This is a genomic window from Nitrospira defluvii (genome assembly GCF_905220995.1).
GTDB lineage: Bacteria > Nitrospirota > Nitrospiria > Nitrospirales > Nitrospiraceae > Nitrospira_A > Nitrospira_A defluvii_C.
The window spans coordinates 1-16,769 of record NZ_CAJNBJ010000008.1 but is presented as its reverse complement, the minus strand read 5'-3'; the positions used below and the strand labels follow the sequence as shown (position 1 = coordinate 16,769).

The window sequence follows — 16,769 nt, the reverse complement described above, 5'->3', positions numbered from 1 at the left end:
CATGGATTCGTCGGCATCATGTGCATCCCGGGCGGCTACCGCAGGATGGCGACATGCTCCAACAGTGCCCCTGATGCCTGTGTCTGTGTACGAATTGGTCCCATGGGACAGAAATGGGTACAATCGGCTACAGTGACTCTCAATCGAACGGAGACCGGCAGGGCGTACAGGATAGGACACCCGAGCGATCGCTGGGTAGTTGGTCTGGCATACAAATAATGTCTCTCTCTGCGACAGAAATTGGTTCTATTATTCAGGAGCTGGATCCAGCCCTCGCCGAAGGCTGGATCCAGAAAATCTCCCAACCGCTGCCCGATTGCCTCATCCTCGAAATTCGTGTCCCTGGGCATACTCGCAGGCTGCTATGTTCGGTGCACGATGGCACCGCCCGCATGCACCTTGTAGAGCGCGCACTTCCCAACCCGCCTAGCCCGCCGGCGTTCTGCCAACTTCTCCGGGCGCGGATTCAAGGCGCGCGCATCGATGGCCTTCATCATGTTCCCGGGGACCGAATCATCCGTCTTGACCTGACAAGTCGAAGCGGACCGGTGTCGCTGGTCGCGGAATTATTCAGCCGCAACGCCAACCTTCTCTTGCTCGATGAGGAAGGCCGGGTGTTGGCGACCCTTCGCCAGCACAAAGAACGACTGAACCAGCCATACGAGGTTCCCAGCACTCCTCTTGCACGTATTGCCTCGCAGGAGATCGCCCCTCTCGAACAAGCAATAATCCATCCCCTCGATACTGAGGCCTTCCCGCTGTCAGCTGAACTGGAGACCCGCTATCGAGAACGGGAAGCAGAGCTCTCCCGCCTGACCCAGGTTCGGGAGCGGGAGTCGGCACTTCGCAAGAATCTCAAGAAGCTGCTGCGCCGCGCAGACGCACTCCGGCGCGATCTCGAACAGGCTGGACGGTACGAACCCTATGCACGCTACGGCGAGCTCCTGAAGGCCAATCTCGGGTCGATTACAAAAGGCATGACGAGCGTCTCCGTTATCGACTATTACGACGAACGACTGCCTGAGCTGATGATTCCCCTCGATCCGACCAAAGGAGCGCAGGCCAACATGGATGCCTACTTTGCGAAGTACCGGAAGTTCGTATCGGCCCAACGGGAAATTGCACCACGCCTGGCCACCATCCAAGCGGAGGTTCAGCCCATACAGGCGGAACTCGAGGTGATCAAACAGGGTACCTGGGTGGCCGCCAGCAATGCTGAACGACCGGCAGGACGCCCCACCTCACGCAGCGCCAAGAGGCACTCGGCGGATGAGGCGCGCCGCGGACCATTTCGGCGCTTTCGGTCGTCCGACGGGTATCCGATCTTCGTCGGACGCAATGCCCGAGAGAATGATGAACTGACATTCGGTCTGGCGAGGAGTGAAGACCTGTGGTTCCATGCCCGAGGCACCCCGGGCTCCCATGTTGTCGTCCGTCTGGAAAAGGGAACAGAGCCGCCGCTCGAAACGTTGCGCGACGCAGCCACGCTCGCACTGCTCTACAGCGATCTCAAGAAAAGCGGCAAGGGCGACGTGATCTATACTCGGCGCAAATGGGTAAAAAAATCCAAGGGCCAAGCCCCCGGTGCGGTGACCGTCACACAGGAACAGTCCATCTACGTGACTCTTGATAAACGACGCCTCGACGGACTGAAATCACGCCTCACTGAACATGTCTCCTAACCTCCCTTCATCACCGCCGCCCGCTTTTCATGGATTACCGTCACATGGTACAGTGCCCACATATGGGCATCCTGTATGACACACGTGACCGCTTCCACATCCTGAGTGCCCTGCTTCAGACTAAGACACTGCGCCAATTTGATAAACGCCTCCAGGACGAACTCCTGCCGATCCTTGGTTGCTCCACCATTGGCCTCTACCTCTACAGCGAGACCGCCGCGGCATTTTCGCCGGTATCGGACATCTTTCGAGACCCCGCCTCCCCCGCCTATCCCATTGCACAACTGCCTGCGGCCGGTACAATCAAGGAAGCGGCGGTCCACGCCGGGCAGGCCATTCTCGCCAACGACCTCAGCAACGCCCCTTGGACCGAAGCTCAGGCCATTGATCCCCGCATCTACCGGCGTTCATCGGTCTTGGCGGCACCGATCATCATGCCTGAGGACGCTTCCACCCTCACGCCGGCCAAGACGCTAGCGGTCATCGTGGCAGTCTCCCTGGAGGCTTCAGACTCGTTTACCGAGGAGGACAGGGGTTTCCTTGAGGTGTTCGGCCAGCATATTGCCCCGGTCCTCACCGCCGTTTTGGCGGCAGAAGAGCGTGACACCCTGGTCGCCATCAATAGTCAGGTTGTGCTCGGCGCCATCACCCTCGACAATCTGATCTATTCGATTCAGCCGATTCTCCGCGACGTCATTCACCATGACGTGATCGGGCTGGTGCGGTTCGTCGGTGAAACTCACAATCGCTGGTTTGACATCGTGGCCTGCGAGGGTGTCGACATCGACCAAGAAGCCCTGCGACAGTTTCCATTCGAACACATGGCGGCGGCGGAAATCCTGGCCACGGGCAAACCCCTTCTTCTGACCGGGCACAATCAGGAACGATTTGCCGAACACCGTTACTTCGAATCCCTCGGCGTCTTCTCGGCGATGCTCTGCCCGCTCCTGGTCCGTGGAAGGCCCTATGGGTTTCTCGCGATCGGGAGCAAGCGGCGAAACGCCTTCTCTCAACGTGATCTGGCCCTGACGGAGCAGATCGGCTTCCACCTGTCCCACGCGATCACGAATCTTTCGGCCTACGACGAGATTCGCCAGCTCAAAGACCAATTGGAACAGGAAAACGTCTACCTGCGGGAGGAAATGGGTGCCTCACTGGACCTAAAAAGCCTCGTGGGTGATAGCCCCGCGTTACAAAAATCGCTTCGGGCCATCGAGATGGTTGCCCCCACCGATTCCACTGTGCTCATCACCGGAGAGACGGGGACCGGCAAGGAATTGGTGGCACAAGCCATTCATCGACTTTCGCCCCGTCAGCATAAGGCGTTGATCACGGTAAACTGTGCCGCGCTTCCACCCACCCTCATCGAATCCGAACTGTTTGGGCATGAAAAGGGCGCATTCACCAGCGCGACCTCCCGCAAGTTGGGACGCTTTGAGCTCGCCCATGGTGGCACCATTTTCCTGGATGAAGTGGGAGAACTCCCGATCGATGTGCAAATGAAACTGCTGCGCGTGCTGGAGGCCCAGGAATTCAATCGGGTCGGCGGAACCCAGACTATCCGGGTCGATGTACGCGTGCTCGCCGCCACCAACGTGGACCTGGATCAAGCCATCACACGCAATACCTTTCGTGCCGACCTGTTCTATCGCCTCAATGTGTTCCCGATTCGGCTTCCCACGTTGCGCGAACGCCTTCAAGATATTCCGCTGCTGGCCCGCCACTTTGCCAGAAAATACAGTCAGCGGCATCGGAAGCCGGTGACGCGCATTCACAGCGCCGCACTACAAGCGTTGTCCGCCTACGATTGGCCAGGCAATGTGCGCGAACTGGAGCATGTCATTGAGCGCGCCGTCATCGTCAGCCGAGGCTCGACCATCACCATCGAGGAGCTCGACGGCCTGGGGCGCACCAATGCCTCCGCCCCCCACCCACGCACACTGGCGGAAGCCGAGCGGGCGCACATCCTTGATACGCTGATTCGAACCAATTGGGTCCTGGCCGGCAAACAGGGCGCGGCTGAGCACTTAGGCATGAAGCGGTCAACCCTTCAGCACCGCATGAAAAAGCTGGCGATCACCCGCCCTCCGCAAAAGAAGCATTGAGTGCCCACATATGGGCGCGTTTCCCTTCATCTGCCAACATTTCGGCAACTCCCTCTTCCCGCCTGCGCGCAACATTCCCTACGCGAAGCACAGTTCTTCAAACAAATCAACGCGTTCAATCACGCAGATCGTTCCCCTTCTAATTCTGGCATCGTCCCTGCTCGTATTCTCCTACATGAAACCAAGTACGCTGGCCCCGACTCCGCAATCACTGGGCGACGAGATCCAGGCCTATGTGGTCGAGCGGCAGAGCAAGTTGCTTGCGTCGGGCGAAGCCAGTCGGGATGGCCGACGGTTCTCCTGGTGCGGCGACATTCTGGACTTTCTGACGGAAGGACTGGACGAAAGACTGGCTGCGAGGGACATCACCTTCACCAATGCGTTCCCCGGCCCATTGCGCCTCATGGACGAAGAGCAACAACCCAACGGGCAGCATGTGCGGCGCTTCTGGACCATCGCCCTGCACCGGGGATGCCCGATCGCAAGAATTTGCACTCTCTTCTTCCACCGTCACGATCAAGTGAAACTTCCTCAGCCACCGCGCGTCGTCGCCTATACGCTGGACCACCAGGACGGCGAGGAGCACGCATGAACTACGTGGCGCTTAAGATGCTCTTCGGAGACCGCGCGAAGTACCTCATGCTGTTGTGCGGACTCACCTTTGCGGTGATGCTGATCGTGCAGCAGGGCTCAATCTTCTGGGGTCTCATGATGTGGTCGCAATCAAGCGTCAGCAATATCAATGTACCCCTCTGGATCACGGACCCCGGCATCGGACAGGTCGACGAGGTGAAGCCGATCGCCGACACCGCCGTCGATCGAGTGCGCAGCGTCTCCGGAGTCGAATGGGCCGTGCCGTTGTATAAGGGGGTGCTGCGCGCGCGGCTGTCCAACGGGGACTACCACCAGATTACGCTGACCGGGTTGGATGCCTCCACACTCATCGGGCGACCTGCCGAGGTCCTCGAAGGGAGGTTTGAAGACATCTTACAGCCCGACGCCGTCATGTTGGATCAATGGGCCGTTGAACGCATGGGCGGTCCCACGGTCATCACGATCGGTACGGTGTTCGAGTTGAACGACAAGCTGGCCCGCGTCGTTGCCATCGCCAAGACGCAAAAAAACTTCACAAACATCCCGGTCGTGTACACCACGTACGACCGCGCCATCCGGTATGTGCCACGCGAACGTCGCACCCTTTCGTATGTGTTGGCCAAGGCCAAGGACGGCGTCTCCGACGCGGAAGTGACGGCGCGTATCCAGGCGCAGACCGGCCTCGGCGCGTTTACTGCGCAAGACTTCGGCTGGAAGACAATCAGTTGGGTCCTCAAGAACACCGGTATCGGTATCAACTTCGGCACGACCATCCTGCTCGGGTTCATTGTCGGCATGGCCATCGCCGGGCAGACGTTCTACCTGTTTACCGTGGAAAATCTCAAACAATTCGGGGCGCTGAAGGCCATGGGTGCATCCACCTTCACGCTGGCGCGGATGATCCTCCTGCAAGCCTTTACCGTCGGGCTCACCGGCTATGGCATCGGCCTCGGCCTCGCCACAGGATTCGGATTTTTATCCGCGAAAGGCGGCGGGCTTCCCTTTGTAGAAACGTGGCAGTTGCTCCTTGTCGTGCTGATCGCGCTCCTCGGCATCTGCACCTGCTCTGCCTTGATCAGTATCGTCAAACTCGCACGCCTTGAACCGGCGATCGTGTTCCGGTGATGCCCATGGATGATCACGCACACGCGCAAGTCCCTGTCACCGAGCCCCCCAGCACCGCCGCCGTGCAGGTGCGCGGACTCGTGAAATCGTTCGGCTCCGGGGAGACCACGGTAACCGTACTCAAAAGCATTGATCTCGACGTGTATTTCGGCGAATTGCTCCTCCTGGTGGGGGAATCAGGCGGCGGCAAGACGACCTTGCTCTCAGCCATCGCGGGCATTCTCGACATCGACGCAGGAACCCTGGACGTGCTGGGTGCCTCACTGACCGAGATGCCACCCAATGCGCGCACCCGGTTTCGTGGCCAGCGCATGGGGTTTATCTTTCAACAGTTCAATCTCTTACCCTCGCTGACCGCGGCAGAAAATGTCGCGATTCCACTCCTGATTCATGGCCTTCAGAAGAAAGAGGCACTCTCGCGGGGACGGCTGATGCTCGAACGTGTCGGACTCGGCGACCGCACGGAATTTCTGCCCAGAAACCTGTCCGGCGGCCAACAACAACGCGTCGCCGTCGCACGGGCCCTGGTCAATGATCCACAACTGCTGGTCTGCGACGAACCGACGGCTGCCCTCGACGGGCCCAACGGTCAGAAAATCATGGAGTTGATCCGTGATGTGGGACGAGCCCCCGACCGTTGCGTCATTGTCGTCACGCACGACAGTCGCGTATTTCAGTTTGGTGATCGCATGGCCGAACTCACGGACGGCCGCATCGTCGGCATCCATCCGATTCAGAAAGAGGCCATGGCATGAGCATTCTCAATCGTTTCAGCGTCTGGCTGGCACTGGCCTGCGCGGCGCTCGCCGCCTGGAGTGTGCTGACTGCCGGCAAGACCGCGCCCATGCCGACACCGATCGTGGCGCCACCCCGCTCTCCCTTCGAAACGACCGTGGCCGCGAGCGGCATTATCGAAGCCGCAAACGAAAACGTGCGCATTGGTCCCCCCGCGGCCGGGCTCGTCACACAAGTGTTCGTCGCCGTCGGGGACCCAGTGCGTGAAGGTGACCCGCTCCTTCAACTGGATGATCGAGATCTTCGCGCGCAACTCGTGGCTCGCCAAGCCGCCATTCCCCCGGCGGAAGCGCAGGTCGAGGAACAGACCTACCGCATCGGCGACCTCAACACCCAACTCAAGCGGCTGAAAGCGGTGGGGGACAGCAGGGCCGTCAGTGATGACGATATCAAACGCACCTGGTACGCCCTCGAAATGGCCAAACGCACGATGACTCGCCACGAAGCGGCCTTGAAACAGGTCATTGCACAGCGGGACGAAACACAGATGTTGCTCGATCGGCTCACAGTACGCGCACCGCGCGCCGGCACGATTCTCCAGGTGAATGTCCGAGCCGGTGAATTCGCCCTCACGATCGGCGCGAGCGAACCACTGATGTTGCTGGGAGACATGCAACAACTCCAGGTTCGCGCCGAGGTCGATGAAATCAATGCTCCGCTCGTGGCTCCACATCGGCCCGCCGTGGCCTACCCGAAAGGCAATACCGCCAAGCCGATCCCCCTGACATTCGTGCGGATCGAACCCTACATCGTCCCGAAGAAGTCGCTGACCGGAGAAAACACCGAGCGAGTGGATACGCGAGTCCTTCAAATCATCTATCGATTTGAACGCCCGGCGTTTCCAGTCTATACCGGGCAGCAAGTTGATGTGTTTATCGAGCGCGAACCCGCCACTGAAGGACCGGCCGTGGAGTCGCCACAATGAACCGGGTACGCTTACTGCCACAACGCGCAGGGTTGTTGGTGACGGGTCTCCTCACCCTCTCCGTCACTGGCTGCCTGCAAGGCCAGCCCTATACACGCCCGCCGATCGCCGCCCCCGCTGACTGGACCGATATGAGCTCCGGCTCCATAGCGGGTACCAACTCCGACAAACCACCAAGCGCCGACTGGTGGCAGGCATTTCGTAACGAGGAGCTCACGCAGTTCATCGAGCGCGCGCTCGCCCAGAACCATGACGTGCGGCGGGCCGTATCTCGGGTGATCGAGGGTCGCGCAGCCGTGACCACCGCCGGGGCCGGACTCTACCCGCAACTCAACGTTCAAGGCAGCTACACAAATATTTCCGTCTCTAAGAACACGCTGGCTGGGTTAGGATTGGCCACCGGACAGCAACCGGGGCCGCAGGTCTTTGCCAAGCCGGGCAGCAGTTTCGACCTGTGGAACGGGGCGGCCGATCTGCGTTGGGAGCTGGATCTCTGGGGACGAATCCGTCGAGGGATGGAAGCGGCCTCCGCCGATGCGCAGGCCATCGAACAGGATGCCCGGGCCATCGCCCTCACACTGATTGGCGACGTGGGGCAGTCGTATTTTCGCATCCGGGAATTGGATGAGCAGATCGAGATCGCCCAGCGAACACTGGCACTGCGGCGTGATTCCCTGGACATTATCCGCAAGCGAGCCTCCGTCGGGTTGGCATCCGACCTGGACGTGAAACGGACGGAAGTGCTGGTCGCCGAAAGCGCGGGACAAATTCCAGACGTGATTCGCTTGCGAGCCGTTGAGGTGCACCGTCTGGAAGTCCTGACCGGGGCTGCACCGGGAACGTTGACGCTTCCACAAACGCCACTGCGAAAGGTTGTCATCCAGCCGGACATTCCGGTCGGGCTCCCGTCGCACTTGCTCGAACGACGGCCCGACATCTTGCAGGCTGAAGCTGCGCTCAAAGCTGCCAATGCCCGCATCGGACAGGCACGCGCCTACTTCTTCCCCACTCTGTCCATTACCGGCCAGGGAGGACTCCAAAGCGCGGAGTTCGCCAACTGGTTCACGGGCAACAGCGCGAACTTCAGCATCGGCCCCTCGGTGACCTTGCCCATCTTTCTCGGCGGCACCAACGTGGCGCGACTGGACGCCGCTGAGTCACGCTATCAACAATTGTTGGAGGGCTATCAGCAGACCATTCTCCTGGCGTTTCGCGAAGTCGCAGATCTCCTGGTCTCGATCCACACCCGCACAGAGCAGTTAACGCGCCAGCGCGAACAAACAGCGGCAGCCGATGCCGCCGTGGGTCTGGCGGAGGTCCGATATCGCAAGGGCCTGGTAAACTACCTGGATGTGCTCGACACGCAGCGCACGATGCTGGCAGCGCAAACGCAACTCGCTCAAACCGAACGTGCCCGTCTCACGGACATGGTCAGCCTGTACAAAGCACTAGGCGGAGGATGGCAGCAGGCCCCAGGAGGTGATGCTGTCCTATCGGGAGCCGCGGCAGCACCATAGACATGGCCTCTCCTCGCATCTTCCCCTTGCGCCTGCTGAAATCCACGAGCCGACTTTCAACTTGAAATTTCAGACTGGATCGGGCTATCTGACAGCGTGCGGTTCTGGCTTCTCAATTCTCAGACAGACCAGACACCGGTTCTTCCTCTTCACCCTCTTCCTCATGCGACGACGTAGAAGGAGCCTCCCATGCGAGACGGTGTTCGCCACCCGGCGCTGGTATGCCATATCAGTCCAATCCTCATCCTGTTGACGCTCAGCCTGGTCTTGCCCTTTGGAGCAGCAGGCCGCGCGGCACCGGCGGACAAGCCGGCAGCCAAATCCGGCCCGCCCGACAAACAGACGCTGGAAGAGGAACAGATCGTGTCCACCACGGACAAGATTACCCAACCGGTGGACACGGACGCTGAAGCCATGCGCCACAACGATCTCGGGGTGGCTTTTGTCTTCAAAGGGGATCTCGGGCAAGCCATCGACGAATTCAAACATGCGCTGCGCCTCCAGCCGAACTATTTCGCCGCCCACCTTAACTTGGCGAATACCCTTCTGGATATCGGCCGGCATGACGCCGCGATGCTCGAATTCAAGGAAGCCCTCCGGCTGAAGCCGGACGATCCGAAAGCGCACAATGACCTGGGGGTCGCGCTCAAGGAAATGGGTGATCCGGCCGGCGCCATCGCGGAATTCAAGACCGTCCTACGCCACAATCCTGACGACGTGAACGCCCACAACAACCTCGGCGTCGCTCTGAAGGCCTCGGGCGATCTCGACGGCGCCATCGCGGAGTATCGAACCGCCGCGACTCTGCAACCAAACGATGTGAATGCCCATTTCAATCTCGGACTCGGACTGATGGAAAAACGTCAGCCGGAGGCGGCGATCAATGAGTTTCGCACGGCCCTGCATCTGCGCCCCAACGACGCCAAGATCCGGTTTAACCTCGGCAATGCCTTGGCCGGCATCGGACAGCGCATGGAAGCCGCGCAGGAACTGAGACAATACCTGCGACTGGAACTCGACACTCGGGCAAACAGACGGTGGCTTGAGCAAGCCGAAGCGAAACTTCGGGAATTGGAGATGCCGTAAAAGGGTTGCCTCCCTCGCCATATGGCGGTGTACGTAACCGCGAAGCAGCGCTCAGAACGAAATGTTCGGCAATACTCGCCCCCAGGCCCTCATTTAGTGTACAGTCCTCACCGCTTCAGTTCGGACAGGGACGTTCAATGTACCAGGTTCACTCCGAAACCGGTCTTCCATGGCACCGGCGCCTGGCTGGCGGGATTCTGGCCGTCATCGGTATAGGCCTGTTCGGCCCCTCCACATCCTTGCCGGCGGAGCCATCCGAAACCGCCTCGGAATCTCCGCATCGACGTCAATGGACGTTCGACAGTTCCGCTCCAGGAACGTTGCCAAGTTCGTATGTCGTCGGGACGCTCTTCGATGGGCGACCGGCCGGTGAATGGAAAATTCTCATCACAGACCGCGCGCGAAGCGCTTCCCAAGTCCTTGCGCAAGTGCAGCCCAGAGGTACCGACCAGACGAACAAACTCCTCTTGCTGGACGGGACCACGAGCACGAACATCGACCTTGAGGTCTCCTACTTGGCAGTCGCCGGAAAGGCCGATTTGGGCGGTGGGTTGGTCTGGCATGCGGTTGACGATCGCAACTATTATCTTCTGCGTGCGAGTCTGGTTGAACAAAAACTTCGCCTGTACCGCGTCGTAAAGGGGGTGCCCCAGGTGGTAAAGCAGATCGATCGTCCCCTTCCTGCAAGCGGGTGGCATACGCTTCGTGTCGTCCAGCGGGGATGCGAGATCAAAGCCCTGTACGACGATGCCATCCTCTTTCGCGCATGCGACTCGACGTTGGCGAACGGCCGGATCGGACTGTTGACGAAAGCTGACGCCATCACCTATTTCGATGACTTGTCTCTCCGGCTTCTTGAATAGACACATTCGCGGCGACACCTCTGCGGGTTGCCCTCCGTGAGCCTCGTCGACGAGGCAACTCCACACTCTCTGGCCTTAAGGGATTCTTGCCGATACCTCAACCTCGGTTACCCCCTGTCCAGAAAGCCTTTCGTCATGCGGCGGCATAACGCGGCATAAAAAAAGGGCAGTCACCCTGAGGATGACTGCCCCGATCTGACTCACAAGTGGGCGTTACCAGCGATCGCGCTTGCCCCCGCGATCGTTAAACCCCCCGCCGCTCCGTCCGGGACCGCCGGAACGAGGCTCCTGCGGACGCGCTTCATTGACCGTCAATGTCCGGCCACCCATGTCCGACCCGTTGAGAGCCGAAATCGCCTTTTGCGCCTCATCGGAAGAGGCCATTTCAACGAATCCGAAACCTCTCGATTGGCCGGTAAACTTGTCCGTGATGATCCGGGCGGATTCCACCGACCCATGCACCGCGAACAAATCACTCAACTGCTGTTCGGTTGCCGAATAGGGCAACCCGCCAACATAAATTTTAGAACCCATGTGGGTCCTCCTCTTGGGTAGTGACATTGTCTTGATCGAAGGAAAGAAAGGGAAAGGACGGGCCGAAGACGCGACAAAACGGAGCGACTTGGGTCTGGCTTTCGATTAGATTCCCGGGCAAGGCAACATCGAATCAGGCCTGAACTATTTCAACGCATCCCTCACCAGGCCCCAGCGCGAGACGGCGAATAGTACCATGCCCCCCCCTGCCATACAAGCCAGGAAAGTGCCGGATGGCAACTCAGGGTAGGCGCAGGCCCAGGGCCACTGCGGCCCCATGTACAACCAGCACAACCGGCTTAGGCCGGCGAGCATTCCGAATCGAAAAATGCCCTAGGAATTTCCCTAGTCGACAGAGCGAAAGGAGCCGAGCAATTTTCCTCCGGCGGGCGGTGGCCGGGCGCAGCTCAATCCGGTGAGCAGAACGCAGTGCTACTGGGTCACCACGGCACGGACGAATGTGACGGATTCAGAGGTCGTCCTCGTAACAGCTACACGCATACCGGCGGAGTACCGACAACAACTTTCTTCACCGGACATCCACTTTTCGACTGTCCAGTATAGCTGGACATATGGTAAGATTGGCTACGTGCACCCGGTGAAGCCCCTCCGCACACGAAGGCATCCACGCACCCATCCACATGCGTGCGATATAGGGCTCTCACTCTCCCAGGCTCTCCGTTGCATCATACGCGCAGCCCACGGTGCAACGAACTGATGGAGCCGGAGGGGCGCATCGGGACCCGGCAGGAGAACATGACATGAATGCGTTGACACGGCTGCTTCACCCTGCGGAACTCCCCATGCTGAGCTCGCTACTGCGCCTGTATCGAAGCGTACAGGACTTGGCCGCCCAGATTTCAGAAGACTGGGCCGCCAATCAACACGATTGGACGATGCCTGGGTTTCGCGCCATTGCAGTCCATCGCTTCGGCACCTGGACCACCAACAAGCGCCCCGGTGTCCTGAAAACTGTGCTACTCGGCGTCTATGGTCTGCTCTATCGATACGTCCGCAATCACTATGGAATCGAGATTCCCCTCACGGTTACGCTCGGGCGGAGGCTGTGCTTGGTTCATCAGCACGGCATCGTGTTTCACTGGAAAACCTTCGTCGGCGATGACTGTCTCATCAGGCATGGCGCCACGATCGGAGCGGGCTATGGAGGAGAAAAAACCCTCCACAGGGGCCCTCAACTAGGCAACCGTGTCGAGGTAGGACCGGGAGCGGTGATCCTTGCCGCCGTGAAAATCGGCGATGGGGCAGTGCTCGGACCTAACGTCGTGGTCATGGCAGATGTCCCGGCAGGAGCGCGGGTGTTCACCGAAGCGCCGCGTGTCATTCGGCTCCCCAAATCCTCTCAAGAGCCCGCCCCCACCACAAACATGCAGCAACGCATCTGAGAACGCCGGAATGACCCCGAACGGTATCACGCCTGCTGGACAAGCCACGGCCGGTGACACGCCGGAAGTTCGTGGTGACACCCTCGTCCGACAAGGATTGATCAAAGAAGCCATCCAGTCATACCTCGACGCGGTTACCGTACCTGCAGCGTCCTCACTCTGCCTGAAACTTGCGCGAAGCTATGATCGCATCGGCAACCATTCGGAAGCTTGCCGCTGGGCACTGTCCATCGTTGATGGAGGCGACGACTATACAGCCTGGCAGGCTGGCTGGACGTTATTCCAACGCAATGTTCAACACACCGCATGGCCGACTGCCAGAAGGACGAAAGTTGCCATCGCCGGCAGTTACACCACCACGCAACTCGGCGCGATGTTACGCCTCGCGGGGGCTCGGATCGGCATCCAGATCGATCTGTACGAAAGTCCCTATGGGCAATACCAGCAGGAGATCATCAACCCAGCCAGCCCACTCTACGCCTTCGCGCCCGACATTGTGCTTCTAGCGGTGCACGAAGGGGATGTACATCTCCCGGAGTTCAGTTCGGACCCCACGCGGGAGGTTCACACAGAGATCACCAGGTGGACCACGCTCTGGACTCTGGTCAGCAACCAATCGCGCGCCCGAATTGTCCAGCATAATTTCGTCTTACCCTGCGACATCCCCTTAGGACATCTGGCCACCAGGCTTCCTGGCTCTCGATACATGATGACACAAGCCGTCAACACGGGACTCGGACAGGCGGCGGGAACCGCCGTCTCCATCGTAGACTGTGAACGCCTCTCCGCGCTGATCGGCAAACAGCGCTGGTGCGATCCGCGCTACTGGAACATGTCGAAACAAGCCGTGGCTCTGGATGCCTTGCCGTTGCTCGCCAGGCACACGGCTGCAGTGATCGCCGCGGATGTTGGCTTGAGCCGGAAGTGTCTGGTGCTCGACCTAGACAATACGTTATGGGGCGGTGTGATTGCTGAGGACGGCCTGGCCGGCATTAAACTAGGGCACGGCGCAGAAGGCGAAGCGTTTGTGGCTTTCCAAGAGTACCTGCTGAAGCTTAAACGCAAAGGGGTCATCCTCGCCGTCTGCTCAAAAAACAATCATGCCGATGCCATCCAGCCATTTGAACGACATCCCGAGATGCGCTTGAAGCTGCATGACATCGCGCTGTTCGTCGCCAACTGGACATCTAAACCAGAAAATATTCGTTCTATTGCCGACACGCTGCAAATTGGCTTGGACTCGCTCGTCTTCGTGGACGACAATCCTGTGGAACGAGAGATCGTTCGAAAGTTTCTGCCTCAGGTGGATGTTCTTCCAATGCCCGAAGACCCCGCGTATTACGTCCGAACGCTTTCACAATATCTCCTATTGGAAACGGCATCCATGACGGCCGAAGACAGCGAGCGGACCGCCCAGTATCAAGCCCGTGCTCACATCAAAGCGCTAGAAGCATCAGCAAGCTCGATCGAAGACTTTTATCGCAGCCTCCAGATGCAGGCCATCGTCACCCCCTTCGAAGAGACGCAGCTGCCACGGATCGCCCAACTGATCGGCAAGACCAACCAATTCAACCTCACGACCCGGCGCCATGGCATGTCGCAATTGGAGGCCTTCGTCAAGGACACGACATACGTGCATCTCGCCTTGCGACTGCGCGATCGGTACGCCGATCACGGGCTCGTGAGCGTAATGATCGCGCGCCACGACGGCAGCACTCTGGATATCGATACCTGGCTCATGAGTTGCCGTGTCATCGGACGCACCGTCGAGGCCACCATGCTCGAACATCTGTGCCGACGGGCACGACAGCTCGGCTGTACGTCGATCCGTGGCACCTACATTCCGACGCCGAAGAACGCCATGGCCGCAGAGGCCTATGCCAAACAGGGCTTCAGCCGACTCGACTCAACCGAGGGTGTTGAAACCTGGACGTATGATCTGCTGGCGAACGGCCCACCGACGAATCCGTTTGTCAAAAGCGTTGATTTCTGGGAGCAGGCTGATGGCCAGTCCTGAGCGCAACGCCTCGGGCAACCCTTCCCGGGCCAAGACCGCAACCATTTCCTTCACGGGCGAAGATTTGGCCCGATTCAGCGCGGCCAGCCACGACCACAACCCATTGCATGTTTCCGAGGAATACGCCAGGGCTACACCCTATGGGGAGCCTGTCGTGTTCGGAATCCTCGGGGTGCTGGCGGCTCTCGGACAACTTCCGGATCGCCCACATCATCGGCTCCAGAGTCTTTCGGTCGAGTTTCGCAATCCCCTTACGGTCGGCGTGTCGTATCGATTGGAAGTGTCCACTCCCTCGATTGATTGCGAAATCGTCAAACTCTACGACACCACTCGTCTGATGCTGAAAGCAACCTTCGCATTTGCTCCGGCACAAGTGCCGGCTCAACTCCTACGGATTCACGAGGGCTCCTCCGTTTCGGAAGCGGCGGATCGGACGAAGACAGACCTGACTCCTGGCACGAGGGTGACAGGGGAATATGGGCCTGGCCCAAAAGAGTTTGTTCAGGTCGTCACCCGATGGGGACTGTCAGGAAAAGGCGCAACATCACACCAGATTGCAGCCATGATGTGGGCAAGTTTTTTGGTGGGCATGGAGCTGCCCGGGCAACGAGCCGTCTTCTGGCGATTGATCCTCAGCTTCCTTCCCGAACTGGACACACACAACGGCCCGTTCAATTACGAGGCTGTCGTTGAAGAACTCGACGAGCGCTATGACCTCCTGCACACCACCGGCACACTATCGTCTGGACACACGCCTGGTGCGACGGCGCAGATGTGGGCATTCGTACGGCAGGACTCTCCACAGCCCTCACTCAGCCGGATCATCAACATCCTCCCTCCATCACAACGGCTGAGCGGGAAGGTCGCCTTGGTCATCGGAGGCAGTCGTGGTCTGGGCGCGGCCATTACCCAGGCACTGGCTTCACAAGGCTGCTCCGTCGTCATGAACTATCATCGCTCCACACAGGAAGCCGAACGGATTCGAGCCAGCCTTGGAGCGGATGCCGACCGTATCATGCTCCTGCAGGGAGACGCGGCGGATACCGAATGGTGTGCGACCGCACGACAGACCACACTCAATCGATATGGCAGACTGGACCTACTGATTTGTAACGCGTCTCCGCCCATTCGTCCCCTCCCGTTCGCGCCGGAAAGGCTCGCGCAATTTGAAGAGTTTTTGGCAAGAAGTCTCGCGCTTGTCACCGGCCCTATGGCCAGCTTTCTCGGCACGCTGGCCGAGCAGGGAGGATGGAACATTGTGCTCTCATCATCGTTTGTGACGGAACTTCCCGCTGAGTTTCCGCAGTATGTCACCACGAAATCTGCCGTCGAGGGGCTGGTCCGCTGGGCGGCGCGGCACTACCCAAAGGTACACCATCTGATTCTCAGGCCGCCAAAATTGTTGACGGATCAGACCAATACGGCCATGGGACGACAGGGCGCGCTGGAAGTCGAACAAGCCGCCGTTTCGCTCGTCCGACACATCTGTTCCGCAGACCATTCCGAATCACCAGAGATTCTCGAGACATTTGAATTGAAGCGGGACCCGTCTCCCAACCGAGACGCCTGCGAACAGCCGGGCCCGGCTGATTGGCAACCGGCAAGAGATCAACCCATAAGAACAAGTTGAGGAACCACATGGATCTGCATGCTCGCCTCGAAGACGTGTTTCGTCAGGTATTCGACAACGATCAACTCACGCTACGTGACGACATGACTGCGACTGACATCGAAGGCTGGGACTCCGTTGCCCATATCAATCTCATGTTCGGGATCGAACAGGCATTCGGGATCCGCTTCAAGGGTAATGAGCTGGCCGACATGACAAACATCGGTGAGCTCAAGCAGTTTTTATCCGGCAAGGTTCCCTGCTGACCTCATTCCAGATCTCGACCAATGCCGGCATGGCCCTCACCCGGCAGCCGGTCGTGATGATTGTTGCACCACCGCCCACAACAGACGCTGGTATGAATGAGTGACCTGGCCGTTCGAGTCGAACAGTTATCAAAGCGGTATCGACTGGGCGCAACCCATGCCTCAGAGGGCTCTCTCGCCGGGACCCTCTCCCAGGGGCTCCGGCGGCTGATGGGGCGTCGCCCCACCGTCGCAGGGCCAACGGGCGA

14 protein-coding genes are annotated in these 16,769 nt (G+C 59.4%); 13 read left to right on the top strand and 1 reads right to left on the bottom strand.

Annotated features, from left to right (window positions below; genetic code table 11):
* Positions 1 to 113: 113 nt before the first annotated feature.
* The 9 genes from KJA79_RS10975 (at position 114) to KJA79_RS10935 (ending at position 10,692) form a co-directional block, all read left to right on the top strand.
* Entirely contained in the window at positions 114 to 1,682 is a 1,569-nt protein-coding gene (locus tag KJA79_RS10975; protein ID WP_343224254.1) for an Rqc2 family fibronectin-binding protein, read from the top strand.
* 62 nt (positions 1,683 to 1,744) lie between these two features.
* Positions 1,745 to 3,787 (top strand): sigma 54-interacting transcriptional regulator, encoded by a 2,043-nt coding sequence (locus tag KJA79_RS10970; RefSeq protein WP_213042089.1) that lies wholly within the window; start codon positions 1,745 to 1,747, stop codon positions 3,785 to 3,787.
* Positions 3,788 to 3,962: 175 nt separating this feature from the next.
* The gene (locus tag KJA79_RS10965; protein WP_213042088.1) at positions 3,963 to 4,379 is read left to right on the top strand and encodes a DUF6022 family protein; all 417 of its coding nucleotides are present in this window, start codon (positions 3,963 to 3,965) and stop codon (positions 4,377 to 4,379) included.
* Positions 4,376 to 5,506 (top strand): ABC transporter permease, encoded by a 1,131-nt coding sequence (locus KJA79_RS10960; protein WP_213042087.1) that lies wholly within the window; start codon positions 4,376 to 4,378, stop codon positions 5,504 to 5,506. Before KJA79_RS10965 ends, KJA79_RS10960 begins: the two co-directional genes overlap by 4 nt.
* 5 nt (positions 5,507 to 5,511) lie before the next feature.
* Positions 5,512 to 6,261 (top strand): ABC transporter ATP-binding protein, encoded by a 750-nt coding sequence (locus tag KJA79_RS10955; RefSeq protein ID WP_246507592.1) that lies wholly within the window; start codon positions 5,512 to 5,514, stop codon positions 6,259 to 6,261.
* The gene (locus tag KJA79_RS10950) at positions 6,258 to 7,226 is read left to right on the top strand and encodes an efflux RND transporter periplasmic adaptor subunit (RefSeq protein WP_213042086.1); all 969 of its coding nucleotides are present in this window, start codon (positions 6,258 to 6,260) and stop codon (positions 7,224 to 7,226) included. Before KJA79_RS10955 ends, KJA79_RS10950 begins: the two co-directional genes overlap by 4 nt.
* Positions 7,223 to 8,743, top strand: a complete 1,521-nt coding sequence (locus KJA79_RS10945) for an efflux transporter outer membrane subunit (RefSeq protein WP_213042085.1) — start codon at positions 7,223 to 7,225, stop codon at positions 8,741 to 8,743. The genes KJA79_RS10950 and KJA79_RS10945 overlap by 4 nt, the downstream gene beginning before the upstream one ends.
* Positions 8,744 to 8,932: 189 nt before the next feature.
* Positions 8,933 to 9,829: a tetratricopeptide repeat protein gene (locus tag KJA79_RS10940; protein ID WP_213042084.1), complete on the top strand. Its 897-nt coding sequence runs from the start codon at positions 8,933 to 8,935 to the stop codon at positions 9,827 to 9,829.
* A 137-nt stretch (positions 9,830 to 9,966) separates the two neighbouring features.
* A complete protein-coding gene (locus KJA79_RS10935; protein ID WP_213042083.1) occupies positions 9,967 to 10,692 on the top strand; it encodes a hypothetical protein in 726 nt (241 codons plus the stop codon).
* Positions 10,693 to 10,905: 213 nt separating this feature from the next.
* Here KJA79_RS10935 and KJA79_RS10930 read toward each other — a convergent pair whose 3' ends face one another.
* On the bottom strand, positions 10,906 to 11,226 hold the full coding sequence (locus KJA79_RS10930; RefSeq protein WP_213042082.1) for an RNA-binding regulator: 321 nt from the start codon (positions 11,224 to 11,226) through the stop codon (positions 10,906 to 10,908).
* Positions 11,227 to 11,987: 761 nt separating this feature from the next.
* Here KJA79_RS10930 and KJA79_RS10925 point away from each other — a divergent pair.
* The 4 genes from KJA79_RS10925 to KJA79_RS10910 are packed head-to-tail and all read left to right on the top strand — an operon-like array spanning position 11,988 to position 16,521.
* Positions 11,988 to 12,629, top strand: a complete 642-nt coding sequence (locus KJA79_RS10925) for a serine O-acetyltransferase (RefSeq protein WP_246507590.1) — start codon at positions 11,988 to 11,990, stop codon at positions 12,627 to 12,629.
* Positions 12,630 to 12,639: 10 nt separating this feature from the next.
* Complete coding sequence (locus KJA79_RS10920) at positions 12,640 to 14,646, top strand: HAD-IIIC family phosphatase (RefSeq protein ID WP_213042081.1); 2,007 nt, start codon at positions 12,640 to 12,642, stop codon at positions 14,644 to 14,646.
* Entirely contained in the window at positions 14,633 to 16,276 is a 1,644-nt protein-coding gene (locus KJA79_RS10915; RefSeq protein WP_213042080.1) for an SDR family NAD(P)-dependent oxidoreductase, read from the top strand. Before KJA79_RS10920 ends, KJA79_RS10915 begins: the two co-directional genes overlap by 14 nt.
* Positions 16,277 to 16,284: 8 nt before the next feature.
* Entirely contained in the window at positions 16,285 to 16,521 is a 237-nt protein-coding gene (locus KJA79_RS10910; RefSeq protein WP_213042079.1) for an acyl carrier protein, read from the top strand.
* The last annotated feature ends 248 nt before the right edge of the window (positions 16,522 to 16,769 follow it).

What these genes read in the sequence shown, in the direction of transcription:
- KJA79_RS10975 (WP_343224254.1), top strand. Translation starts at nt 114, where the DNA reads ATGGGTACAATCGGCTACAGTGACTCTCAATCGAACGGAGACCGGCAG.
- KJA79_RS10970 (WP_213042089.1), top strand. Translation starts at nt 1,745, where the DNA reads ATGGGCATCCTGTATGACACACGTGACCGCTTCCACATCCTGAGTGCC.
- KJA79_RS10965 (WP_213042088.1), top strand. Translation starts at nt 3,963, where the DNA reads ATGAAACCAAGTACGCTGGCCCCGACTCCGCAATCACTGGGCGACGAG.
- KJA79_RS10960 (WP_213042087.1), top strand. Translation starts at nt 4,376, where the DNA reads ATGAACTACGTGGCGCTTAAGATGCTCTTCGGAGACCGCGCGAAGTAC.
- KJA79_RS10955 (WP_246507592.1), top strand. Translation starts at nt 5,512, where the DNA reads ATGGATGATCACGCACACGCGCAAGTCCCTGTCACCGAGCCCCCCAGC.
- KJA79_RS10950 (WP_213042086.1), top strand. Translation starts at nt 6,258, where the DNA reads ATGAGCATTCTCAATCGTTTCAGCGTCTGGCTGGCACTGGCCTGCGCG.
- KJA79_RS10945 (WP_213042085.1), top strand. Translation starts at nt 7,223, where the DNA reads ATGAACCGGGTACGCTTACTGCCACAACGCGCAGGGTTGTTGGTGACG.
- KJA79_RS10940 (WP_213042084.1), top strand. Translation starts at nt 8,933, where the DNA reads ATGCGAGACGGTGTTCGCCACCCGGCGCTGGTATGCCATATCAGTCCA.
- KJA79_RS10935 (WP_213042083.1), top strand. Translation starts at nt 9,967, where the DNA reads ATGTACCAGGTTCACTCCGAAACCGGTCTTCCATGGCACCGGCGCCTG.
- KJA79_RS10930 (WP_213042082.1), bottom strand. Translation starts at nt 11,226, where the DNA reads ATGGGTTCTAAAATTTATGTTGGCGGGTTGCCCTATTCGGCAACCGAA.
- KJA79_RS10925 (WP_246507590.1), top strand. Translation starts at nt 11,988, where the DNA reads ATGAATGCGTTGACACGGCTGCTTCACCCTGCGGAACTCCCCATGCTG.
- KJA79_RS10920 (WP_213042081.1), top strand. Translation starts at nt 12,640, where the DNA reads ATGACCCCGAACGGTATCACGCCTGCTGGACAAGCCACGGCCGGTGAC.
- KJA79_RS10915 (WP_213042080.1), top strand. Translation starts at nt 14,633, where the DNA reads ATGGCCAGTCCTGAGCGCAACGCCTCGGGCAACCCTTCCCGGGCCAAG.
- KJA79_RS10910 (WP_213042079.1), top strand. Translation starts at nt 16,285, where the DNA reads ATGGATCTGCATGCTCGCCTCGAAGACGTGTTTCGTCAGGTATTCGAC.